Origin of the sequence: Microbacterium algihabitans (assembly GCF_032464975.1) — a bacterium.
Lineage (GTDB): Bacteria > Actinomycetota > Actinomycetes > Actinomycetales > Microbacteriaceae > Microbacterium > Microbacterium algihabitans.
In genome coordinates this window covers 417,105-440,412 of sequence record NZ_JAWDIU010000001.1, presented here as the reverse complement: position 1 = coordinate 440,412, position 23,308 = coordinate 417,105, and the positions used below count along the sequence as shown (strand labels likewise).

18 protein-coding genes are annotated in these 23,308 nt (G+C 71.5%); 9 read left to right on the top strand and 9 right to left on the bottom strand.

Annotated elements, in window-relative coordinates:
* Positions 1 to 138: 138 nt before the first annotated feature.
* The 4 genes from hpaD to RWH43_RS01995 all read right to left on the bottom strand — a co-directional run bounded on the left by hpaD (position 139) and on the right by RWH43_RS01995 (position 5,269).
* Positions 139 to 1,287 (bottom strand): 3,4-dihydroxyphenylacetate 2,3-dioxygenase, encoded by a 1,149-nt coding sequence (gene hpaD / locus RWH43_RS02010; RefSeq protein ID WP_144829111.1) that lies wholly within the window; start codon positions 1,285 to 1,287, stop codon positions 139 to 141.
* 165 nt (positions 1,288 to 1,452) lie between these two features.
* Positions 1,453 to 2,973, bottom strand: coding sequence for a 5-carboxymethyl-2-hydroxymuconate semialdehyde dehydrogenase (hpaE, locus tag RWH43_RS02005; protein WP_316000537.1), 1,521 nt, complete (start codon positions 2,971 to 2,973; stop codon positions 1,453 to 1,455).
* Between the two features lie 104 nt (positions 2,974 to 3,077).
* Positions 3,078 to 3,806: a GntR family transcriptional regulator gene (locus RWH43_RS02000; RefSeq protein WP_316000536.1), complete on the bottom strand. Its 729-nt coding sequence runs from the start codon at positions 3,804 to 3,806 to the stop codon at positions 3,078 to 3,080.
* Positions 3,806 to 5,269 carry a fumarylacetoacetate hydrolase family protein gene (locus RWH43_RS01995; RefSeq protein ID WP_316000535.1) on the bottom strand — a complete coding sequence of 488 codons (1,464 nt, stop codon included), beginning with the start codon at positions 5,267 to 5,269 and terminating at the stop codon, positions 3,806 to 3,808. The genes RWH43_RS02000 and RWH43_RS01995 overlap by 1 nt, the downstream gene beginning before the upstream one ends.
* 118 nt (positions 5,270 to 5,387) lie before the next feature.
* On the opposite strand from RWH43_RS01995, the gene RWH43_RS01990 reads away from it, so the two are divergent.
* A complete protein-coding gene (locus RWH43_RS01990) occupies positions 5,388 to 6,770 on the top strand; it encodes an MFS transporter (protein WP_316000534.1) in 1,383 nt (460 codons plus the stop codon).
* A gap of 74 nt (positions 6,771 to 6,844) precedes the next feature.
* On the opposite strand, the gene RWH43_RS01985 is transcribed toward RWH43_RS01990, so the two are convergent.
* The 3 genes from RWH43_RS01985 to RWH43_RS01975 form a co-directional block, all read right to left on the bottom strand.
* Complete coding sequence (locus RWH43_RS01985; protein WP_316000533.1) at positions 6,845 to 7,345, bottom strand: hypothetical protein; 501 nt, start codon at positions 7,343 to 7,345, stop codon at positions 6,845 to 6,847.
* A gap of 186 nt (positions 7,346 to 7,531) precedes the next feature.
* Positions 7,532 to 8,995, bottom strand: a complete 1,464-nt coding sequence (locus RWH43_RS01980; protein ID WP_316000532.1) for an FAD-binding oxidoreductase — start codon at positions 8,993 to 8,995, stop codon at positions 7,532 to 7,534.
* Positions 8,992 to 10,644 carry a thiamine pyrophosphate-binding protein gene (locus tag RWH43_RS01975; RefSeq protein WP_316000531.1) on the bottom strand — a complete coding sequence of 551 codons (1,653 nt, stop codon included), beginning with the start codon at positions 10,642 to 10,644 and terminating at the stop codon, positions 8,992 to 8,994. Before RWH43_RS01975 ends, RWH43_RS01980 begins: the two co-directional genes overlap by 4 nt.
* Positions 10,645 to 11,039: 395 nt before the next feature.
* Between RWH43_RS01975 and RWH43_RS01970 the strand changes: the two genes are divergently transcribed.
* The 6 genes from RWH43_RS01970 (at position 11,040) to RWH43_RS01945 (ending at position 19,020) form a co-directional block, all read left to right on the top strand.
* A complete protein-coding gene (locus RWH43_RS01970) occupies positions 11,040 to 12,512 on the top strand; it encodes an aldehyde dehydrogenase family protein (RefSeq protein ID WP_316000530.1) in 1,473 nt (490 codons plus the stop codon).
* Between the two features lie 205 nt (positions 12,513 to 12,717).
* The gene (locus RWH43_RS01965; protein WP_316000529.1) at positions 12,718 to 14,367 is read left to right on the top strand and encodes an amidohydrolase; all 1,650 of its coding nucleotides are present in this window, start codon (positions 12,718 to 12,720) and stop codon (positions 14,365 to 14,367) included.
* Between the two features lie 107 nt (positions 14,368 to 14,474).
* On the top strand, positions 14,475 to 15,479 hold the full coding sequence (locus RWH43_RS01960) for a sugar ABC transporter substrate-binding protein (RefSeq protein WP_316000528.1): 1,005 nt from the start codon (positions 14,475 to 14,477) through the stop codon (positions 15,477 to 15,479).
* Positions 15,480 to 15,542: 63 nt separating this feature from the next.
* Positions 15,543 to 17,069 (top strand): sugar ABC transporter ATP-binding protein, encoded by a 1,527-nt coding sequence (locus RWH43_RS01955; RefSeq protein ID WP_316000527.1) that lies wholly within the window; start codon positions 15,543 to 15,545, stop codon positions 17,067 to 17,069.
* Positions 17,066 to 18,070 (top strand): ABC transporter permease, encoded by a 1,005-nt coding sequence (locus tag RWH43_RS01950; protein WP_316000526.1) that lies wholly within the window; start codon positions 17,066 to 17,068, stop codon positions 18,068 to 18,070. Before RWH43_RS01955 ends, RWH43_RS01950 begins: the two co-directional genes overlap by 4 nt.
* A gap of 164 nt (positions 18,071 to 18,234) precedes the next feature.
* The gene (locus RWH43_RS01945) at positions 18,235 to 19,020 is read left to right on the top strand and encodes a hypothetical protein (protein WP_316000525.1); all 786 of its coding nucleotides are present in this window, start codon (positions 18,235 to 18,237) and stop codon (positions 19,018 to 19,020) included.
* 147 nt (positions 19,021 to 19,167) lie between these two features.
* Here the strand turns inward: RWH43_RS01945 and RWH43_RS01940 are convergent, their stop codons facing one another.
* The gene (locus RWH43_RS01940) at positions 19,168 to 19,986 is read right to left on the bottom strand and encodes a MoaF C-terminal domain-containing protein (protein ID WP_316000524.1); all 819 of its coding nucleotides are present in this window, start codon (positions 19,984 to 19,986) and stop codon (positions 19,168 to 19,170) included.
* 80 nt (positions 19,987 to 20,066) lie between these two features.
* Positions 20,067 to 21,548, bottom strand: coding sequence for an APC family permease (locus RWH43_RS01935; protein WP_316000523.1), 1,482 nt, complete (start codon positions 21,546 to 21,548; stop codon positions 20,067 to 20,069).
* Between the two features lie 157 nt (positions 21,549 to 21,705).
* Here RWH43_RS01935 and RWH43_RS01930 point away from each other — a divergent pair, with 157 nt between their 5' ends.
* The gene (locus RWH43_RS01930) at positions 21,706 to 22,437 is read left to right on the top strand and encodes an SDR family NAD(P)-dependent oxidoreductase (RefSeq protein WP_316000522.1); all 732 of its coding nucleotides are present in this window, start codon (positions 21,706 to 21,708) and stop codon (positions 22,435 to 22,437) included.
* A 44-nt stretch (positions 22,438 to 22,481) separates the two neighbouring features.
* Positions 22,482 to 23,285, top strand: a complete 804-nt coding sequence (locus tag RWH43_RS01925) for an SDR family NAD(P)-dependent oxidoreductase (RefSeq protein WP_316000521.1) — start codon at positions 22,482 to 22,484, stop codon at positions 23,283 to 23,285.
* Positions 23,286 to 23,308: the final 23 nt, after the last annotated feature.

The window sequence follows — 23,308 nt, the reverse complement described above, 5'->3', positions numbered from 1 at the left end:
GGACGGCCTGCTGCTGTGCGCGCGTCCCATTTTTGGTGGAGCGTGTCCCGAATTCGGCTGGTTGAGGGGTGCCCAACCTGCCATAAGTGGGACATGGGTGGGCGGGCGCTGGCGCTCGCTGGGCGGGCAGGCGGCGGCTTACAGCTGGTTGCCCAGCTTGAACTCGCCAGCGCCGACCTCTTCGGGCGCGCGGGTGTAGCTGAAGCCGTCGGCACCGATCGTCACGGCCATCTCGCTCGAGTCGGTGCGGGCGCGCACGGGCTGAGGCTGACCGTCGAGGTCGAGCACGAGCGAGCCTTCGGTGTACCACGACGGAACGACGGGGTTGCCCCACCAGTCGCGGCGCTGGTTGTCGTGCACGTCCCACGTGACGACCGGGTTGTCGGGGTCGCCGGTGTAGTAGTCCTGCGTGTAGATCTCGACGCGGTGGCCGTCGGGGTCGCGCAGGTACAGGTAGAACGCGTTCGAGACGCCGTGGCGGCCGGGGCCGCGCTCGATGGCATCCGAGCGGCGGAGCGCGCCGAGCTTGTCGCAGATCGAGAGGATGTTGTGCTTCTCGTGCGTGGCGAAGCACACGTGGTGCATGCGGGGTCCGTCGCCGCCGGTCATGGCGGTGTCGTGCACGGTGGGCTTGCGGCGCATCCAGGCCGCGTAGACGACGCCCTCTTCGTCTTGGATGTCTTCGGTCACGCGGAAGCCGAGCGACTGCATGAAGTTCACCGCGCGGGGCACGTCAGGGGTGATCTGGTTGAAGTGGTCGAGGCGCACGAGCTCGCCGGGGGAGTACAGGTCGTAGCGCCACGACAGGCGCTCCTGGTGCTCGGTGTCGAAGAAGAACTCGTACGGGAAGCCGAGGGGGTCGACCACGCGCACCGAGTCGCCGATGCCCTTGGTGAACCCGTTCGGTTCGCGGCGCACCTCGCACCCGAGCTCCTCGTAGAACGCGACGGCCTTGTCGAGGTCGTCGGCCGACCGCACGCGGTACGAGAAGGCGGCGACGGCCGCGACCGGGCCCTGGCGGAGCACCAGGTTGTGGTGGATGAACTCCTCGGTCGAGCGGAGGTAGATCGCCTCGTCGTTCTCTTCGGTGATGTGCAGGCCCAGGATGTCGACGTAGAAGACACGGGATGCCGCGAGGTCGGTGACCACGAGCTCCATGTACGCGCAGCGCAGGATGTCGGGCGCGGGGGAGGTGGGCGTGGGGATGGGGTTGGAGGCCTCGATGGGGGCCTCCTGCGAGACGAAGAATCCCGACGAGGTGCGGGTCATCTGGCTGCGGTCTGTCATGTCGCGTCCTTGCGTGTGAAGAGGGGCGGATGCCGGAAGGGTGGGGTATCGGCTCAGCGACCAGTCGTCGCGGAGGTCCCTGAGCCTGTCGAAGGGACCGGTGGTCGGGCGGTGGCTTCGACAAGCTCAGCCACCTGATGGCGGCTCAGCCACCGGCGGCGGGGCTCAGTGCCCCTGCGCCTTGCCGAAGGTGGGGTTGTGGGCGGGGCCGAGCGTGATGTGCACGGCCTGCTGGTCGGTGTAGAAGTCGATCGAGCGGTATCCGCCCTCGTGGCCGAGCCCCGAAGCCTTCACCCCGCCGAAGGGGGTGCGCAGGTCGCGGACGTTGTTGGAGTTCAGCCACACCATGCCGGCCTCGACGTTCTGCGCGAACAGGTGCGCGCGCGTGAGGTCGTTCGTCCACACGTAGGCGGCCAGGCCGTACTTCGTGTTGTTCGCGAGGGCGAGGGCTTCGTCGTCGGTGTCGAAGGGGGTGATCGCGACGACCGGGCCGAAGATCTCCTCCTGGAAGATGCGCGCGTCGGGGGCGACGTCGGCGAACACGGTGGGGCGCACGAAGTTGCCCTCGTCGAAGCCCTCGGGGCGACCGCCGCCGGCGACCAGGCGCCCCTCGGCCTTGCCGAGCTCGACGTACGACATGACCTTGGCGTAGTGCTCGGGGTGCACCAGAGCGCCCACCTCGGTGTCGGGGTCGTCGGGGAAGCCGACCTTCACGCGGTCGGCCTGAGCGGCGTAGCGCTCGACGAACTCGTCGTAGACCTCGCGCTGCACGAGGATGCGGCTGCCCGCGGTGCAGCGCTCGCCGTTGAGCGAGAAGACTCCGAAGATCGTCGCGTCGATCGCGGCGTCGAGGTCGGCGTCGGCGAACACGATCGCCGGGCTCTTGCCGCCCAGCTCCATCGAGAGGCCCTTCAGGAAGGGCGCCGCGTTGGCGAAGATCAGCTGACCCGTCGAGCTCTCGCCGGTGAACGAGATGAGCGGCACCTCGGGGTGCTTCACGAGCGCGTCGCCGGCGTCTTCGCCGAGACCGTTGACGAGGTTGAACACGCCCTCGGGCAGGCCCGCCTCCTCGAAGATGCCGGCCCACAGCGACGCCGACAGGGGCGTGAACTCGGCGGGCTTGAGCACCACGGTGTTGCCGGTGGCGAGAGCGGGGCCGAGCTTCCACGACTCGAGCATGAAGGGGGTGTTCCACGGCGTGATGAGGCCGGCCACGCCGATGGGCTTGCGGTTGACGTAGTTGAGCTGGCGCCCGGGCACCTTGAAGGCGTCGTCGGTCTGGGCCACGATCAGGTCGGCGAAGAAGCGGAAGTTCTCGGCCGCGCGCCGCGCCTGACCGAGCGCCTGCGTGATCGGCAGGCCCGAGTCGAACGACTCGAGCTCGGCGAGGCGCTCGTCGCGCGATTCGACGATGTCGGCGATGCGGTGCAGCACACGCGAGCGCTCGCGCGGCAGCATCCGGGGCCAGGGTCCCTCGGTGAAGGCCTTCCGCGCGGCGGCGACGGCGAGGTCGATGTCGGCCTTCTTGCCCGCGGCGGCGGTGAGGTAGGTCTGGTTGGTCACCGGGTCGAGAACGTCGAAGGTGTCGCCGTCGACCGAGTCGACGAAGCGGCCCCCGATGTAGTGCTGGATGCGCTCGGGCAGATCGGCGGGGATTCGGCGGGCGGTGGTGAGCGGGGTGGTCATGGGTGCTCCTTCGGTGAAGAGGGGTGGATGCCGGGTGGCAGGCGATCCGCGACGGCGATGTCGTCGGGGCGCGAGGTCATGGCATCCGGAACTGTCTTTCGAGGTCAGAAAGCGGGAAGGCCGAGCACCTGGTCGGGGTGCTCGTGGATCATGTACGCGTCGAGGGTGGCCGAGCGGTGGCGACGCGAGACCTTCTCGATCTCGGCCAGGGGAGCGCCGTTCTCGATGAGCACGAGGATGCTCTCGTGCTCGCGCACCGACTCCGCGGCGCGGCCCGGCACGAAGCTGAACGTCGAATCGCGCAGGTGCCCCAGGCGCGCCCACTCGGCCTGCACGAGCTCGAGCATGCGCGGATTGGCGCACTTCTCGAACAGGATCGCGTGGAACTCCTGGTTGAGCGCGGTGAAGGCGCGCGGGTCGAAGTGCTCGAGCGTCTCGACCATGAGCTCGTTGACCTGGCGGGCGCGACGAACGTCGTCGGCGGTGAGCGCGCGGGCCGACAGGGCGGTGGCGGCCCCCTCGAGCAGGCTCAGCGCTTGCATGCTGAAGCGGTAGGCCGTGTCGTCGACCATCGACACGCGCGCGCCGACGTTGCGCTCGAACATCACCAGACCCTCGGCCTCGAGCTGGCGGATGGCCTCGCGCACGGGCACGACGCTCATGTCGAGCTCACCGGCGATCGAGCCGAGCACCAGGCGGTAGCCGGGGGTGAACTCCTGCGACGCGATGCGCTGCTTGATCCACTGGTACGCCTGCTGCGACTTGCTCTTGGTGGGCTCGGTGCCGGGTCCCTGAGCCTGTCGATGGGGTCCCTGAGCTTGTCGAAGGGCCATCATGCGTTCCTCTCGCTCTCGTAGCGCGCGCGCCATTCCGCGTTCATCGGGAACAGCCCCTCGATCGGGTGACCGGATGCCACCTGCTCGGCGATCCACGCGTCTTCGGCCTCTTGCGCCAGGGCGGCGTCGACCACCTCTTCGGCGATCCCGGGCGGGATGACGATCACGCCGTCGCCGTCGCCCACGAGGATGTCGCCGGGCTCGACGGTCGTGCCGCCGCAGCCCACGGCCACGTCGGTCTCCCACGGCACGTGGCGGCGGCCGAGGACCGCCGGGTGCGCCCCGGCGGTGAAGACGGGGATGCCCACCGCGGCCACGGCCTCAGCGTCGCGGACCCCGCCGTCGGTGACGATGGCCGCAGCCCCCCGGGCGTGCGCGCGGATCGCGAGGATGTCGCCGAGCGTGCCGGAACCGGTTTCGCCGCGGGCCTCGATGACGATGACCTCGCCCTCGCCGACCGCGTCGAACGCGCGCTTCTGGGCGTTCTGGCCGCCGCCGTGCGAGGCGAAGAGGTCTTCGCGGTGAGGGACGAAGCGCAGCGTGCGCGCCGTGCCGACGAAGCGGCTGCCCGGGGTGAGCGGGCGCACGCCGTCGATGGTGACGTCGTTGAGGCCGCGCTTGCGCAGCTGCCCGCTGAGGGCGGCGACCGGCACGCGCGAGATCTTGTCGCGCAGGGCGGGGGAGAGGGCGGGGGCCGCGGGGCTGAGGCCAGCCGCCTCGGCCGAGCCCCACGCCTCGGTGCGCTGGGTGTCGTCGACCGCGGGGAGCGAGCCGATCGCGGCATCGAACGACTGCGCGCCCTGGGTCACGGTCGTGCGGAGCCGGCCGGTCGAGAGGGCGCCGGCATCCACCTGCACCTCCACCACGTCGCCGGGGACGACCACCGACGAGCCGGCGGGGGTGCCGGTGAGGATCACGTCACCGGTCTCGAGGGTGAAGTGCTGCGAGAGGTCGGCGACGATCTGGGCGAGCGAGAAGATGAGGCCCGCGGTGGAGTCGTCCTGCACGAGGTCGCCGTTCACCCACGTGCGCAGGCGCAGGGCGGTGGGGTCGACCTCGTGGGCGTCGAAGAGCGCGGGGCCGAGCGGGGTGTATCCGTCGCCGCCCTTGGAGCGGACGTTCGAGCCTTTGTCGTTCGCGCGGAGGTCGTAGAGACCGAAGTCGTTCGCGGCGGTGACGGATGCCACGTGCGACCACGCGGCATCCGGAGTCACCCACCGAGCCGGCTCGCCGATGACGAGCGCGATCTCGCCCTCGAACGCGAGGAGCTCGGTACCCGCGGGGCGCACGATCTCGGACCCGGATGCCGCGAGCGAGCTCGACGGCTTGAAGAAGTACGACGGGGCGGCCGGTCGACGACCGCGCTGATCGGCGCGCGAGCCGTACGACAGGTGGACGGCCACGATCTTGCCCGGGCGACCGCCGAGGACGGTGAACCGGGGGTCGGTGGTGTCGTTCATGAGGCTCCCTTGCGTCGTATCCGAAATCGTATACGATGACGAACGCCCCAGCAACACCGCGCCTCGTCGCCGACGACGACGTCCCGGGGTCTGACGATGACGTCTCGAAGGAGTCCCCATGTCCCGCTCTCAGCCACAGGGCTTCACGCCCACCGGCACCATCTCCACCCCGAAGGACCGCCGCCGCGTGGTCTTCGCCACCGTTGTCGGCACCACCGTCGAGTGGTACGACTTCTTCCTCTACGCCTCGGCCGCCGGCCTCGTCTTCGGCCAGCTGTTCTTCGCTCCCGCCGGCCCCGGCATCGCGCAGATCCTGTCGTTCCTCACGGTGGGTCTGAGCTTCTTGTTCCGCCCGCTCGGCGCCTTCCTCGCCGGCCACCTCGGCGACAAGTACGGCCGCCGCGTCGTGCTCATGCTGACGCTCATCATGATGGGCGCCTCGACCACGCTCATCGGCGTGCTGCCGACCTACGAGGTCATCGGCGTCGCGGCTCCCGTGCTGCTGATCCTGCTGCGCGTGCTGCAGGGCATCTCGGCCGGTGGCGAGTGGGGTGGCGCGGTGCTCATGGCCGTCGAGCACGCCCCCAAGACCAAGCGCAGCCTGTTCGGCGCCTCGCCGCAGCTGGGCGTGCCCCTCGGCCTGCTGCTCGCGAGCGGCATGCTCGGCCTGATGGCCGTCATCGCCCCGGGTGACGCGTTCTTCGCGTGGGGCTGGCGCGTGCCGTTCCTGCTGTCGTTCGTGCTGATCCTCGTCGGCTACTACGTGCGCAAGAAGGTCGAGGAGAGCCCGGTGTTCGTCGAGCTCGCCGAGCGCAAGGAGCAGACCCGGATGCCGATCGTGCAGCTGTTCCGCAAGCACTCGCTGCTCGTGATCATCGCGGCGTTCGTGTTCGCCGGCAACAACGCCGTGGGCTACATGACGACCGGCGGATACATCCAGCGCTACGCGACCAACCCCGACGGCCCCCTGGGCCTCGCCACCGCCGACGTGCTCGGCGCCGTGACCCTGTCGGCCATCACCTGGCTGATCTTCACGTGGCTCGGCGGATGGCTCGGCGACAAGATCGGCCGCCGCAACACCTACATCATCGGGTGGCTCTTGATGCTCGTGGCGATCGTCGCCCTGTTCCCGCTCGTCAACTCCGGCAGCATCGTGCTGCTGACCATCGGTCTCATGCTGCTCACGGTCGGCCTCGGCCTGACCTACGGCCCGCAGGCCGCGCTGTACGCCGAGCTGTTCCCGGCATCCATCCGCTTCTCGGGGGTGTCGATCGCCTACGCGCTCGGTGCCATCCTCGGCGGCGCGTTCGCCCCGACCATCGCGACGGCCCTGGTCGATGCGACCGGAACGACCGTGTCGGTCACGGTGTACCTCGCGGTCATGGCCGTGCTCGGTCTCGTCGCCACGATGCTGCTGCGCGACCGCAGCGGCATCCCCCTCGGCCCCGACCACGAGGCCGAGCAGGAAGTGAGCCCGATCCGCGGGCTGTCGAAGGTCTGAGTCGGTCGACGGACGGCCCTGTCGCGCTCCGGCGCGGTGGGGCCGTTCGTCGTTGCGTGGCGCGCGGTCGGCGCTCACAGCAGGGCTCCCAGTGCCATCAGCGCCGTCGAGCCACCCATCGCGGCGTGGTGCGCGCGGTCGGCGGGCGACCCGTTGCGCATCCGGTGCGCGGATGCCGCGGTGTACGCCACGGCGAGAGCGGCGCAGATCCCGGCCAGGGTCGGCCCGCCGTGGGCGTGCGTCGCAGCGGCGGTCGAGAACGGGTCGCCGTGCGTCGACGACGCGATCAGCGCGGCCATGACCACGAGGCCCGCGGGGGTGTAGGCGCCGTGCTCGCCGCGCCCTGCACGCCACCGGCGCGACGCGCTCGAGACCAGCGCGGCGGCGAGGAGGACGGCCGCCCAGGCGATCGGAGCCATGAGGTGGAGAGCGGCGGCATCGAGCATCGCGGCGGTCATCAGCACCGACGCGACGATCCGCTCCCGACGCTCGTCGGCGCGACCGGAGCGCGCGCAGCACGAGGCGACGCCCGAGCAGACGAGGGCGGCTCCGTGGGCCGCCAGCTCCAGCGTCATCGCCGGGCCTCCGCACCCACGCCCGACGGCCGCGTCGAGGGTCGTCGCTGCCGGATCGAACGCATGACGCGAGAGTACGAAGAGCGCCGCCGCGCGCGACAGGGCCCGGCATCCATCGTGCGCGCGCAGCACAGTTGCGTGCGCGGGTGAGCGAGTCGCGATGGACCGGCCGGCGTGGGCCGGACCTCAGATCGAGCGGTCGGGCGTCAGGATGCCGCGCGGATCCAGCGCGGCCTTGATGGCGCGCTGCACGTCGAGGGCCACGGCATCCTGCTGCCAGGGGAGCTCGTGACGCTTGACCGACCCGATGCCGTGCTCGCCCGAGATGGTGCCGCCGAGCGAGAGGGCGAGGCGCGTGATGTCGTCGATCACGAGCTCGGCCGCGGCGTACTCCTCGGGGCTCTCGCCCGCCTCGACCGTCGGGTGCAGGTTGCCGTCGCCCGCGTGCGCGACGACGGCGATGCGGCGGCCGTGGCGCTCGGCCAGCTCGCCGATGCCGCGGAACACCGTCGCCAGCTGCGCGACCGGCACGCCGACGTCGCACGACACCCGCAGTCCCTGCGCGGTGAGCGCGGGATTCGCCAGGCGACGGGCCTCGAGCAGGCTGTCGGAGTCGCTGATCTCGGTTTCGACGGCGCCGTGCGCGCGGCAGAGCGCGACGATCGCCTCGGCGGTGTCGAGGGCGGCGAGCCCGACGGTCTGCCCGACCAGCATCGCCGCGCCGGGGGAGGGCAGGCCGCTCGGGTGGAACGCCTCGATGATCTCGACGCTGCGCGCATCGATCAGCTCGAGCACCTCGGGGGCGGCCGGGCCCGACACGATCGCGGTGACCGCGCGACCGGCGTTTTCGATGTCGTCGAAGCTCGCGCGGAAGGTGCGGGGCTGCCCGGGGGGCACGGGCTTGAGGCGCACGGTCGCCGCGGTGATGACGCCGAGCGTGCCTTCTGACCCGGTGAACAGGCTGGTGAGGTCGTAGCCGGTGGTGTTCTTGCGCGTGCGCGCACCGGTGCGCATCACGCGGCCGTCGGCGAGCACGACCTCGAGGGCCGCCACGACGTCGGTGGTCACGCCGTGCGCGACGCAGCGCAGACCGCCGGCGTTCGTGGCGATGTTCCCGCCGATCGTCGACCACTGCGCGCTCGCCGGGTCGGGCGGGAAGAACAGGCCGTGCGCGAGGGCGGCGGCATCGAGGTCCGCCGTGATCACTCCCGCCTCGACATCGGCGAGACGGTTGGCGACGTCGATGTCGACGATGCGATTCATTGCCTCGAGCGAGACCACCAGGCCGCCGGCGTAGGCCACGGCCCCGCCCGAGAGTCCGGTGCCCGCTCCTCGGACGGAGACGCGGATGCCGCGGGCGTGCGCCCACGCGAGAGCCGTCGACACGTCTCCGGTCGAGGTCGCCCGCACCACGGCGATCGGCAGACCCTCGGGCTGTGCGCGCGAGCTGTCGACGGCGGAGGCGGCGAGGCTCGCGGGATCGTCGAGGAGGCGGTCGCCGAGCGCTGCGCGGAGCTCGGCGAGGGCGTCGGCGGGCGCGGCGTCCGCTGTCGCGTCCGTCCCTGCGCGCGGCACCGCGACGGCTGCCGCGTCCCGTACCGCGCCGGCCCCGGGCGCGGCGCCCGGCCTGGCCGCACCGCCGAGACTCACGAGTTCACCTTGATGATCTCCCGCTGGTACGGGGCGATCACGGTGCCGCTGATGCGCAGGTCGAGAAGCAGGAAGGGCCGCTCGGCGGGGTCGCGGCGGGTCCATTCCGCCAGCGCCTCGAGGTCGGCGACCTCGCGCACGACCACGCCTTCGGCGCCGAAGCCGCGTGCGACGGCGGCGAAGTCGACCTCGGGGATGAGCATCGGCTCGCGGGCGAGGCCCTTCAGCCCGTACAGGTTGATCTCGGCGCCGTAGGCGGCGTCGTTCCACACGACCGCGATGCCGTGGCCGGCGGCCGTGCGCACGGCGCTCTCGAGGTCGGCGATCGCCATGAGTCCGCCGCCGTCGCCGGTGGTCAGCACCACGGTGGAGTCGGGGCGGGCGGCGATGGCCCCCGCGACCGAGGGGAAGCCGAGGCCGATCGACTGGTACGCGGTGCCGACCATCATCACGCGGTCGGGCGAGGCGACGGGCCAGTACATGTTCGACCAGCCGAGGAAATGCCCGCCGTCCGAGACGACCACGCGATCCTCGGGCAGCAGCTCGCCGATCCGCGCGGCGGCGGAGCGGGGGTCGAGGCGGCCGTCCGGAGCGAGTCCGTCGCCGGCCTCCTGCTCGCGCAGCGGCGCGACGTCGACGCGGTCGCGCCAGCCCGACGACACCGCCCCGCGAGAGCGCAGGCGGTTCGCGATCTCGTCGGCCGCCACCGCGGCATCCGCCCGCACGAACCCACCCACCTGGGCGTGGGTCGCGGTGGTCGCCACGTCGACCTGGAAGACCTGCGTGCCCGGGGCGAAGAGCTCGCCGAAGCGCATCGTGAACTGGTTGAGACCCGCGCCGAAGACGACGGCGACGTCGGCCTCGCGCACGAGCTCCATCGCGCCCGCGGCGCCGAAGCCGCCCGTGACGCCCAGGTCGTGGGCGGTGTCGGGGAAGATCCCGCGGCCGAGGGCGGTGGATGCCGTGATCGCCCCGGTCGTCTCGGCCAGGCGCCCGAGCGCGGGGCCGGCGTCGGCGAGCCAGGCTCCGCGACCCGCCAGCAGGAACGGACGGTCGGCTGCGGCGAGGGCGTCGGCGACGCGGTCGAGCGCGGCGCTCGCCGCGGGACCCTGCGGGGGCAGGGGAGCGGGGATCGTCACGGTCCCGGCATCCGTCAGCTCTCCGGCCTCGCGCGTGACCACGTCGTAGGGGATGGCCAGCACCACGGGCACGCGGTACGTCAGCGCGTGCTCGAGCGCGATGAGCACGGTGGCCGAGGCATCGCGATCGCCGACCGTGTAGGTGCGCACGCCCACGGCCGAGGCGAGGGCGACCTGGTCGACGCCCCACGGGCGCGGGCCCGAGGTGGGCTCGTCGCCGACCACGAGGAGCAGCGGGATGCGCGCCTGCGCCGACTCGGCGAGCGCGGTGAGCGTGTTGGTGAAACCGGCGCCGTAGGTGGCGGTGGCGGCGGCGATGCGGCCCGACGCACGATAGTGCGCATCGGCGGCGACGACTCCGCCGGCCTCGTGCCGCATCGCGGTGAAGACGGCGTCGGTGTGCCGGTGCAGGGCGTCGAGGAAGTACGCGTTGCCGTTGCCCATCACACCGAAGACGTGGTCGAGGTGGCGGCCGAGGGTGTGGGCGACGTGCGCGGAGACGATGGGCATGCGAGAGCCTTTCGCGAAACAGGAACGGGAATGAGCCGTATGTGTCTCGCGCGGGTCTCGCGCTACGTGCCCCTTTTTCGAGCAGCGACGCACGACCTCGTGCGCCTGACGGGAGCGATCATATACGATCTCGCAGGCTGTGTGGGGTGGTTTCGGGTGCTGGTCGGCCGCCTGCCCCGCGAGTCTGCCCCTCGCTGACAACCCGTTGTCAGGCTGATGCGGAGTCGTCAGCGAGATGCAGTCTCGACGGACGTTCAGGCCAGCGCTCCGCCGGGCAAGCGGGCACGCCCGGTCATGGCCCGCGCACGCGCGGACAAGCGGCGCCCGGGCCACCGGCGGAGGCTGACGGGACGGGCATCGCGACACGGCCCGGGACACGAACCGAAGGAGCCGAGATGTCCGATCCCACCCCTGCCCTGGCCGATCCCGAGATCGACGCGGCCGCGCCCGCCGCCGAGTCCGCCGCCGACGCCGCGCTGCTCGCGCGCGTGCAGGCACCCGAGGGTCAGGGGCGGGAGATTCCGGATGCCGCCACCCGTGAGGTGATCGGCCGAGCCCCGGTGCACACCGTGGCCGATGTCGACGCCGCCGTGGCTCGCGCCCGCGCCGCGCAGCCCGCATGGGACGCCCGCGGCCACGAGGAGCGCAGCGCACTCTTGATGGCCGCCGCCGACCGCATCGAGGCGAACTCCGAAGCCCTCGCTCGCCTGCTCTCGCGCGAGCAGGGCAAACCCCTCGACGGTCCCAACGCCCGCTTCGAGGTGGGCGCGTGCGCCGCGTGGCTGCGCACCGCCGCGGGCACCGAGCTGAGGCCCGAGGTGGTCGTCGACGACGGTCAGGTGTACGCCGAGCTGCACTACCGCGCGCTCGGCGTCGTCGCCGCGGTCGGGCCGTGGAACTGGCCCATGATGATCACCGTCTGGCAGATCGCCCCGGCGCTGCGCATGGGCAACACCGTCGTGGTCAAGCCGAGCGAATACACGCCGCTGAGCGTGCTGGCCCTCGTCGACGTGATCAACGAGGTGCTGCCCGACGACGTGCTGATCGCCGTGGCGGGCGACCGCGACGCCGGCGCGCGGCTCGTCGCCCACCCCGACATCGACAAGGTGATGTTCACCGGCTCCACCGCGACCGGTCGCAAGATCATCGAGAGCTCCGCCGGCAACCTCGCCCGTCTCACCCTCGAACTCGGCGGCAACGACGCCGGCATCGTGCTGCCCGACGTCGACCCGGCGGCCATCGCCGAGGGTCTGTTCTGGGGCGCATTCATCAACACCGGTCAGACGTGCGCCGCCCTCAAGCGCCTGTACGTGCATGACGACGTCTACGACGCGGTCGTCGACGCGCTCGCCGGTTACGCAGCCCAGGTGCCCATGGGTTGCGGTCTCGACGAAGGGACGGTGCTCGGCCCGCTGCAGAACAAGCAGCAGTTCGACATCGTCGACCGCCTCGTCGACGACGCCAAGGCCGCCGGTGGGCGCATCGTTCTCGGCGGCGAGCCCGCCACCGATCTCGGCGAGCTGTTCTACCGCACGACGATCGTGGCCGACGTGGCCGACGGGGTCGCGCTGGTCGACGAGGAGCAGTTCGGGCCGGTGCTCCCGGTCATCCGCTACACCGAGCTCGACGACGCCGTCGCGAGCGCGAACGGCCTCGACGTCGGCCTCGGCGCCTCGGTGTGGTCGAGCGACCGCGACGCCGCACGACGCGTGGCCGCGCGCCTGCAGGCGGGCACCGTGTGGATCAACTCCCACGGCGGCGTGCACCCCCTCATCCCGTTCGGCGGGGTGAAGGGCTCGGGCTACGGCCTCGAGTTCGGCGTCGAAGGCCTCAAGGCGCTCGGCGTGCCGCAGGTCATCAACGGCTGACGCCGCCCGGGCGGGGGTCGGCTCCCGCCCGGGCCGCGGGTCGTGCGTCCTGCGTCAACCCGGGGGCACCCCTGGTCAAGCAGAGCGCGCCCCCGACGCAGATGATGTACTCACCCGCTCCACCCCGGCATCGCGGCATCCGCCCGCCGGACCCGTTCCACCCTCACCGTCGTCGCCCAGACGCCGCCGAACACCCGGGAGCCCCATGACCGTCGCCGACCTCATCCTGCACGGCGCCGTCGTGCGCACGGCCGACCGCTCGCGCCCGCACGCCACCGCGCTCGCCATCGCGGACGGCCGCCTGATCGCCGTCGGCGGCGACGACGAGGTGCTCACCACGGCCGGCCCCGACACCGAAGTGCGCGACCTCGGCGGGGCGGCGGTCGTTCCCGGACTGGTCGACGTGCACAACCACCACCTCATGGCGGGCGAGGCCGAGCTCTTCCAGCTCGCGTTCCCGCCCACCGCGGGCCTCGACGAGGTGCTCGAGGCGGTGCGCGCCTACGCCGCCGATCTCGGCCCCGGCGAGTGGGTTGTGGGCGAGGCCTTCGGCAGCGTCCTGCTCGACGAGTTCTCGACGGTCTCGACCCGCGCCCGGTTCGACGAGGCCGCGGGCGGGCGTCCGGTCGTGCTCACCGACGACAGCCACCACAACCGCTTCGCGAACTCCGCGGCGCTCGAGGCCGCCGGCATCCGCTCCGACACCCCCGATCCCGCGCAGGGACGCATCGTGCGCGACGCCGAGACGGGGGAGCCCACGGGCCTGCTCATGGAGGCGGCGACCCTCGCCGTCACCGAAGCCCTCGACCGCGACCTCGCGCGGACCCCCGAACGCTACCGTCGGGCCAGCGCCCGGGCGATCGAGATCCTGCACTCCTTCGGCATCACCGCATTCCAGGATGCCGCGGCCACCGTCGAGATCATGGGGGCCCTGCGCGACCTCGACGACGACGGCGACCTGCACGCCTGGGTGGTGTCGTCGCTGCTGTCGAGCGAGTTCCTCTTCGCGAACACCCCGGTGGGGGACGAGCTCGTCGCGCGGCGCGAGGAGTTCCGCACCACCCACCACCGGCCCGACTTCGTCAAGGTCGCCCTCGACGGCGTGCCCCCGACGTACACGGGCGCGTTCCTCACCCCCTACCTGCCGAGCCCCGACCACGGGCACACGCACTGCGGTGTCACCACCATGGACCCCGCGCACCTCACCGACTGGCTCGTCCGCACCGCGGCACAGGGCCTGGGCGCGAAGATCCACTGCACGGGAGACGCCGCGGTTCGCGTCGCCCTCGACGCGATCGCCGTCGTCCGCTCCGGCGGCGACACCTCCACGCGGTACCAGATCGCCCACGGCCAGTTCGTGCACTCCGACGACCGGCAGCGTTTCGTCGAGCTCGACGTCTCGGCCGACATCTCGCCCTTCCTGTGGTTCCCCGGGGTGATTCCGGATGCCATCGCGCAGGTGCGTCCGCAGCCCGAGGCCGCGCACCTGCAGCCCAACCGCGACCTCGTCGACCGGGGCGTGCTGGTCGCCGGCGGCTCGGACTGGCCGGTCAGCGTCTCGCCCAACCCGTGGGAGGGGATCCAGGGTCTGGTCACCCGCGCCGACCCGCTCGGCCGCGCGCCCGGCACGCTCTGGCCCGAGCAGGCGCTCACCCTCGACGAGGCGTTCGAGGTCTTCACCGTCAACGCCGCCACCGCGATGGGACTCGGCGAGGTGACCGGTTCGCTCAGCGTCGGCAAATCCGCCGACTTCGTCGTGCTCGACCAGGATCCCTTCGCCGTCGAGATCGAGCGCGTCGTGCACACGCGCGCGGTCGAGACGTGGTTCGCCGGTCGTCGGGTCTTCACCGCCTGACCGCCGCACCGTTCCTTCCGCCCTCCGATCCCCGGGGGCGGCCCTCGGCAACCCCTCGCACCACCCGCACCCCACACCCGCCCGTTCCACCCGTAAGGAGCAGCACCATGAAGCGTCGCCTCCGCCTGACCGCGATGGCCTCGGTCGTCATCGCCGGTCTCGCCCTCTCCGCCTGCAGCACCACCGCCGCCGATGACGCCGGATCGGGGTCGAGCGCGGCCCCGGCCGAGCGCGGTCCGGTCAAGAAGATCCTGTTCGACTACCCCTTCACCGCCCTCCCCGTCTACGGCGCGATCGTCAACATCGTCGAGGCGCGTGCGGCCGAGAAGGGCGTCGAGGTCACCTTCACCAACGACGAGATGGACCTGCAGAAGCAGGTCAGCCAGCTCACCTCGAACCTCACCAGCGACGTCGACGCGGTCGTCTCGTTCCCCGTCGACCCGGCGAGCCTCGAATCGGTCGCCCAGCAGTACCGCGACGGCGGCAAGTACTGGGTGACGTACGGCGGCGACATGACCAATCAGGACGCGACGCTGCAGTTCAGCTTCTACCAGTCGGGCGTCGACCTTGGAAAGGACGCCGCCGAGTGGGCGCTGAAGAACGTCGGCCCGAACGCGAAGGTCATCGTGCTCAGCGAGACCGAGCGGCAGATCGGGCAGGAGCGCACGCAGGGCCTGCTCGACGGTCTCAAGGCGGCCGGCCCCGACCTGCAGATCGTCGGTGAGCAGCAGGCGGTCACGCCCGATGACGGCCTGTCGGTCACCACGACGCTGCTCGCGCAGCACCCCGACGCGAACGTCGTCGTCTCGGCCGTCGGCGACGCCGCGCAGGGTGCGTACCAGGCTCTTGTCGCCTCGGGCCGACCCGAGACCGACACGAAGACCTACGTCGGCGGGCTCGACCCGAACCTGTTCCTGCTGCAGAAGATGAAGGAAGGCGGCTTCTTCCGCGCCGCGACCTACTTCTCGCTGAAGGACCTCGTCGACAACGTCATCGACATCCCGATCGCGCTCGGCGAGGGCAAGACCGACGCGAGCGTCGACCTGCCCGTGACGGTGGTCACGGCCGACGACCCGAACCTCTCGAGCTACATCACCGAACTGGGCGGCTGACTGCTCGGCGGGGGCGGGCGACCCGCTCCGTCCCCGCCCCCACTCGATGAGAACGGAGAAGACATGACGGTCACCGTGCACGGTCTGACGAAGCGGTACGGCGCGACCCTGGCGCTCGACGACGTCACCCTCGACATCCCCGGCGGGCGCATCCACGCGCTGCTCGGTCACAACGGCGCGGGCAAGTCCACGCTCATCGCCTGCCTCGGCGGGGGAGTGGCCCCCACAGCGGGAACGATCGAGATCGACGGCACCACGCATGACGGGCTCACCCCGCGCACCTCGATCGCGGCCGGCGTCGCCGTGATCTACCAGCACCTCAGCCTTCTCGAGAACATGACGGTCGCTGAGAACCTCTTCATCGGCCAGGAGCTCACCGCCGCCGGGGTCATCCGCCGCGGTGAGCAACGCCGCCTCGTCCGCGAGGCGCTCGACGCCGTGGGCGCCGGGGCCATCGACCCCGACGTGCGCGTCGCGACGCTGCCCATCGGGCAGCGGCAGCTCGTCGAGATTGCCAAGGTCGTGCGCCGCGACGCAAAGCTCATCGTGTTCGATGAGCCCACCGCCGCCCTCTCGCGCGCCGAGGCGACGCGGCTCGGGGCGCTCGTGCGCGACCTCGCGGGCCGGGGCATCGCGATCCTCTACGTGACCCATCTGCTCGGCGAGGTGCTCGCGCTCGCCGACGCGGCGACCGTCATGCGCAACGGACGGGCCGTCTGGTCGGCCGAGGGTGCCGGGATCACCCGCGAGGCTCTCGTCGCCGCGATCAGCGACGGTCACGGCGCGACGAACGACCGACCCGCCCCGCCGCGCCAGGGCGAGACACCGGTGCTCGAGGTGCGCGGACTCACCGCCCCCGGCCTCAGCCCCGTCGACCTCGCCGTCGCCCCGGGCGAGATCGTGGCCTGTTACGGACTCGTCGGCTCGGGGCGCACACGCTTTCTCAGCACGGTGTTCGGCCGCATCCCGCGCACGGGTGGAACCCTCGCGATCGACGGCGTCGCCCGCGAGACCCGGTCGCCGGCGCAGGGCCTGCGCGCGGGGATCGCGCTCGTGCCCGCCGATCGCGCGCGCGAGGGACTGTTCGCCGCCCTCTCCGCGCAGGACAACACCGTGATCGACGCGATGCGCCGCCTGGGCTCGTGGGGTCTGCGCTCGCTGCGCGCCGAGCGCGGCGTGTTCGACCGCATCGCCGACGGGCTCGCCCTGCGGCCGCGCGCGGCCGACCTGCCCGCGGGTCGCTTCAGCGGCGGCAACCAGCAGAAGATCCTGCTCGGCCGCTGGGTCAACGACGCCGCCCGCACGCGCGTGATCCTGCTCGACGACCCGACCCAGGGCGTCGACGTCGGCGCCCGCAAAGACATCTACGACGCGATCAAGACCCTCGCCGCCGAGAAGGGGCTGGGCGTGATCGTCGCCACCAACGAACCCGAAGAGGTCGTCGACCTCGCGCACCGCTGCCTGATCTTCTCGCGCGGCGCCGTGGTCGACGAGCTCGACGTCGCCGAGACCACGGCCGACGGCCTGCTCTCGGCCGTGCACACCGCCCCCGTCGCCCCCGCCGCTCTCCCCGAAGGAACCCGCCCGTGACCGAGAACCGCTTCCTCCGCGCCGCCGTCGAGGGCATCGTGCGCACGCCGCTGCTCGTCGTGCTGATCATCATGGTCGTCGGCGTGCAGCTGGCCACCGACTCCTTCTTCGGGTGGCAGAACATCCGCGGCATCCTGCAGGACAGTGCGGTGATCGCGATCGTGGCCATCCCCGTGGCGATGCTCTTGATCGCGGGCTACATCGACCTGTCGGTCGGGTCGAGCCTCGCGCTGGGTGGAGTCGTGGCATCCCTCGTCATGGACAAGGGATCAGGCCAACCCGCCGTCGCGATCGTGCTCGCGGTCCTGGCGGGGGCGGTGGTCGGACTCGTCAACGCTGTGGTCGTCACCATCTTGGGGCTCAACTCGTTCATCACCACGCTCGGCACCCTCACCGCGGTCCGCGGCGTCGCGCAGCTGATCAGCCCGACGCCGAAGAACAACTTCGGCGCGCAGTTCGGCCTGCTGGGCGTCGGCACCGTCGCCGGCGTGCCGATCTCGGTGTGGATCGCCGTGCTGCTGCTCGTGGTGGCCGGGGTCTTCCTCGCGCTCACCCCGACCGGACGCCACGTCTACGCGGTGGGCGTGAACCGTCAGGCGGCCTATTTGTCGGGCGTCCCGGTGCGCCGCCTGCCGTTCTCGCTGTTCGTGCTGTCGGGGGCGATGTCGGGCTTCGCCGGCACCATCGTCGTGGCGCGCCTGAACAGCGCCCCGGCCGGGCAGATCGGCGCTGGTTTCGAACTCGTCGTACTCACCGCGGTGCTGCTGGGAGGGGTGGCCCTCACCGGCGGAGAGGGCACGATCTTCGGTGTCGTGGTGGGCGTGCTCTTCTACGGAGCGCTGAACAACTCGCTCGTGCTGCTCGGCGTCACGACCTTCTGGCAGGCGGTCGCGAGCGGCCTCGCCCTGGTCGCCGCGATCGGACTCAGTGCCCTCACCCATGTCTTGCGGGTGCGGTTGGCGACGGCGCGGGCGCAGAGGCTGGTGGCGCTCGCGGCCTGAGCGTCGTTGCGCTGAGGAGTGCGTACGCTGGCCCGCTCGGGGGAAGAAGAAGGTGAGCGAACGTGTGAAGAAGAACGAACGCCACCGCTTCAGAATCGGAGTTCTGAGAGAAGTGGCGTTCAAACCCGCGTAGGGAATTCGTTGCCAACGCTAGTCTCGACGGCGTGCTGGAGCAAATCCGAAATACAGCCGACGCGATGGCCCTCAAGGATGCGCTGGCAAGACCACGGTTCCAGACTTACCAAAGCGCGACAAGCGGCTCTGTCCTCGACGCGGCCCGGCTCTACATCCTCGACGCGGAGCTTCGGGGGGCGTTTCTCGAACTGGTCCACTTCGCCGAGGTAGCGCTACGGGAGGCCTGCAATCGCGTTATCGCGGGAACCTACGGCCCGTGGTGGTTCAACGGGAAGCGAGTCGTTCTCGACGATCGGACGCGTCGTCAGTTTCGGGAAGCTGAGTCGAAGATCTCGCCCGGATCGAAGACACCCGACCGGGTGGTTGCACAGGTCAGCTTCGGCGCATGGAGCGATCTTCTTGAAGCGGGAGGCACGTCCGACGGCAGCCACGGCGCTTTGAGCGGGACCGCAGATTACGAGGTGGCGCTGTGGGACGCGGCTCTGGTGAAGATCTTCGACGGCTTGAGCACCACGCGGGCCGACGCGGCCGCGCTCACACGCAGGGTTCGTCGCCTGCGCAACCGGGTGGCGCACCACGAGCCGATCGTCTTCGGCATCCACCAGAACGGTGAACGCGACCCCGATCGAAAGTTCCGACGACAAGCACCGCTGGACGCGCTCACGGATCTGAGGCGCCTCACAGGTCACCTTCAGCCGCGTCTTGCCGGTTACCTCAACCGATGCGAGCATGTCGACGAATTGCTCGCGGATCCGCGTGCCGCGGAGGCGCTTCTGTTTGCGAAGGCGAGGCGAACGGACACGAGGTGGCTATGAGTTCACGCGAGAGGAGCATGTCTCAGCTGTCGACCATCGGTGATCGCTCAGCGGAGGCTACGCCCTGAGGTGGCGCCGTGCGGCCATGCCTGACACGCGAAGAGCCGCGCCCCCGCAGGGAACGCGGCTCTCGCCCGAAGCGACCGCTCAGCGCTCCAGCGGACGCGCGGGGTCGTACTCGGCGGGGTGCAACGTGTTCGACAGCAGTCGACCGTGCGCTCCGAAGGTGAAGTGCGTGGCTCCGGAGCCCGACTCGTCGGTGCCGAACAGCACGCCGTGGGCGCGCAGCGCCTTCTGGTCGCGGTGGTCGGCGATCGTGACCGAGCCGCAGGGGATGACCTTCTCGCGCCAGGTGAACACGTAGATGCCGGGACGCACGCGCCACACGGTGTTCTCGTCGGTGTCGGCGAGGCCCTGCTCGGGGCCGGCGAGGCAGTGCCACGAGTACCAGTGCGGCGAGAGGTACACGTGCTCGTAGGCGTGGACGCCCGAGTAGACCCACAGCACGCGACGGCCGATCAGCTCGTCGGTGGGGGCGGGGGCGTCTCCGCGCACCTCGAGCTCGGCGAGGTGCGCGGGGGAGAAGCTCATCTGCACGGCGGTGCGCCCGGGAGCGGCGGTGCCGAGCAGGCTCCGCACGGTCAGGGCATGGCCGCTGCGCAGATCCAGGATGAGCGTCACCGCCTCGTCGGGATGGGCCGCGGGCGCGAACTGGGCGTAGTAGAGCTCCTCGTCGACCGCGATGACCTCCACGTCGTCGCGGCCGGTCTCGGCGTCGCGCTCCCACGACACGGCATCCGCCTCGAACCGGTACACGGTCCGCGCGCCCGCCTCGTCGACGGTGGTGAAGGTGCGACCGGCGAGGTCGGCGCTCAGATCGGCCTTGGCGGCGTCGAAGCCGGGCGCGAGCCCGTCGAGCGGGAGCCAGGTGCGGGTGTCGGACAAGTTCAGGGTGTCGGTCGTCATGCGATCTCTTTCTCTGGGGGCAGGGGCAAGGCGGGCGGATGCCGAGACCCGGCGCGGGCGCGAGGTCGCGGCATCCGGAATCAGAGTCCCGGCACGGGGTCTTTGCCCTTCTCGGCCGGGACGATGTTGAAGGCCTCGAGGTCGTCGCTGAGCGCGGCGTAGACGGCGGGCTTGCGCTGGCGCAGGAACACGCCGTAGCCGATGCCGCCGATGACGGCCGCGAGCAGCAGCAGGGGCATCGCGCGGATCGCGGGCTCGCTGGAACCGGCGACGACGTCGAAGTTCGCCACGGCGAGCACGACGATCACGGCCAGGGCGACGAAACCGATGCCGGGGGCGATCAGCGTGCTCCACCAGCGGCGGTCGCCGCGGCGGCGGAAGAACACCACGATCGACAGCGCGGCCAGGGCCTGCAGCACGATGACGGCGAGCGTGCCGAAGCCGAGCATCGCGGGCACGAGGTTGAGGATCGGGTCGAGGCCGGCGAGGGCGAACAGTCCCGCCACGATCGCGGCGAACCCGGCCTGCACGATGCCGGCGATCTGCGGGGCACCCGAGGCGCGGGTGCGGGCGAGCGCGAAGGGCAGCACGCGGGCGCGGCCGAGGGCGTAGAGGTAGCGGGTCGCGGAGTTGTGGAAGGCGAGCATCGCGGCGAACAGGCTCACCAGCAGCAGGACCTCCATCACGACGGTCAGCTGCGGGCCGAGGTAGGTCGCGGCGAGGCTGAAGATGAGATCGCCGGTGGCGAGGTGCTCCTGCGCGGTGCCCTGTGCCTGGGCGACACCCGTCGCGCTGACGACGGCCCAGGTGGTCACGCCGAGGATCACGCCGATCGCGATGATCGCCGTGTAGGTCGCGCGGGGGATGGTCTTCAGCGGGTTGCGCGCCTCTTCGCCGAAGAGGGCGGTCGCCTCGAACCCGAGGAACCCGGTCGCCGCCAGCAGCAGACCGATCGGCAGCGAGCCCGAGAACACCGCCTCGGGCGAGAACGCCCCGAGGTCGTATCCGGTCTGCACCAGCACCGATACGTCGAAGACGACGAGCATGAGCACCTCGAGCACGAGGGCGACCCCGAGCACCTTCGACGAGAAGTCGACGCCGGTGCGGGCCATCGCGAAGCACACGATGATCGACAGCAGGCCCCAGAGGTACCAGTGCATGTCGAAGCCGGTGAGCCCCGCGATGATCGACTGCATGAAGAAGCCGCTCGTGCCGATCGTGCCGACGACGAAGAAGTTGTAGCCGAGGGTCGCGATGAGCCCCGCGATGAGTCCGCCGGTGCGCCCGAGCCCCTTCACGACGAAGGCGTAGAACCCGCCGGCGTTGACCAGCTGCTTCGACATCTGCGCGTAGCCGACCGCGAACAGCAGCAGGATCACCGCGATGATGAGGAACGACGCGGGGGTGCCGCCGCCGTTGCCGAGCGCGATCGCGAGCGAGGCGACCACGACGATGCCGGTCAGCGGCGCCACGGCGGCCAACACGAGGAAGACGATGCCGGCGACGCCCAGCGCGCCGCGCTGCAACGCGGTCGAGGAGCCGGCGGAGGTCGAGTCGGTCATGGCAGTCCTTCGGGGGTTCGGGTGCGAGCGGGCGCGTCGGCCCGTTGCAGCGATCTTGCTCCGCTCGTGAACGCCCGACTTGACCGCCGGTGAGGGGGACTGTTGCGTGCGCGCAGGGACGGATGCCGTGCCCCGGGCGCGCGCTCAGGATGAGCGCATGGAGCTTCGACTGACCTCGCGCCGCGCACTCGTCACGGGTGCGGCGGGCGGCATCGGCCGCGCGGCGGCGCAGGCGCTCGTGGGGGAGGGCGCGCACATCGCCGCCATCGATCGCGACCCGCGCGTGCGGGAGGTCGCCGCCACGGCATCCGTCGCCGATCTCACCGACGCGGATGCCGCGGCCTCGGCCGTCGACGAGTGCGCGCGGGCGCTGGGCGGGCTCGACGTGCTCGTGCTGGCCGCGGGCGTCTCGGGTCCGGTCGGCACCCCGCTCGAACAGACGTCGCTCGCCGACTGGGAGCGCGTGTTCGCCGTCAATGTCACGGGCGCCTTCCTCGCGCTCCGCGCCGCTCTGCCGTGGTTGCGCGCGTCGGACGCCGCCTCGGTCGTCGTCGTCGCGAGCGATTCGGCCCTCGTGGCCACGCCCGGCATGGTGCCGTACGGCGCGTCGAAGGCCGCCCTGCTGCAGCTCGCGCGGGCGGCGTCCGTGGAGCTCGCCCCGTACGGCATCCGCGTCAATGCGGTGTGCCCCTCGATCGTCGACACCCCGATGAGCCGCGGCGATCTCGAGCTGCCCGACGGGTTCGGCGGCGCGGGTTACCCCGTGCAGACGGCGGCCGAGGTCGCGGATCAGATCGTGCTGCTGGCCTCGCCGCGGCTGCGACCGGTGTCGGCGGCGACGTGGGTGTCGGATTTCGGTGTGAGCGCTCGATCCGGCTTTCCGGCGTGAGCGCGAGAGACGCCCGGCGCGAGCCCGGGTGGAAGGAGGAACGGATGGATGCCGACCTGAACGGTCACGTGGTGCTCGTCACCGGCGGAGGCACGGGCATCGGCGAAGCCGTCGCGCGGCGGTTCGCCCGCGAGGGCTCGCACGTCGTCGTGACGGGCCGCCGTGCGGAGCCCCTCGAGCGGGTCGCGGCCGAGATCGGCGGGACGGCGATCGCCGCGGATGCCGCGGACTCGGCCGACGCCGCCGCCCTCGTCGCCCGCGTGCTCGAGGAGCGCGGCCGGCTCGACGTCGTGGTCGCCAACGCCGGAGGGCACGGCTTCGCCACCGTCGCCGACACCGACGACGCCGCGTGGGAGAACGCGCTGCGCGCCAACGTCACCACGGCGTTCGTCATCGTGCGCGCGGCGCTCCCCGCCCTCATCGCCGCGCGGGGCCGCGTGGTCGTGATGTCGTCGATCGCGGGGCTCGCCGCGGGCCCCTCGGTCGCCGGCTATACCGTCGGCAAGCACGCGCTGATCGGCCTCACCCGCTCGCTCGCCCGCGACTACGGGCGCCAGGGTGTGCGTGTGAACACCGTGTGCCCCGGGTGGGTGGCGACCCCCATGGCCGACGACGAGATGGACGCCTTCGCCGCCGCCGCCGGCCTGTCCGACCGCGACGAGGCCTACGCGACCGTGACGCGCGACGTGCCGCTCGCCCGCCCCGCGCAGCCCGACGAGATCGCCGCGGTCGTGCGCTTCCTCGCCTCGCGCGAGTCGTCGTACATCACCGGCGCGACGATCGTCGCCGACGGCGGGGCGCACATCGTCGACGTCCCCACGATCGCGTTCGACCACGCGGGGATGTGAGATCGGGTCTGCCCAGGTCGGGG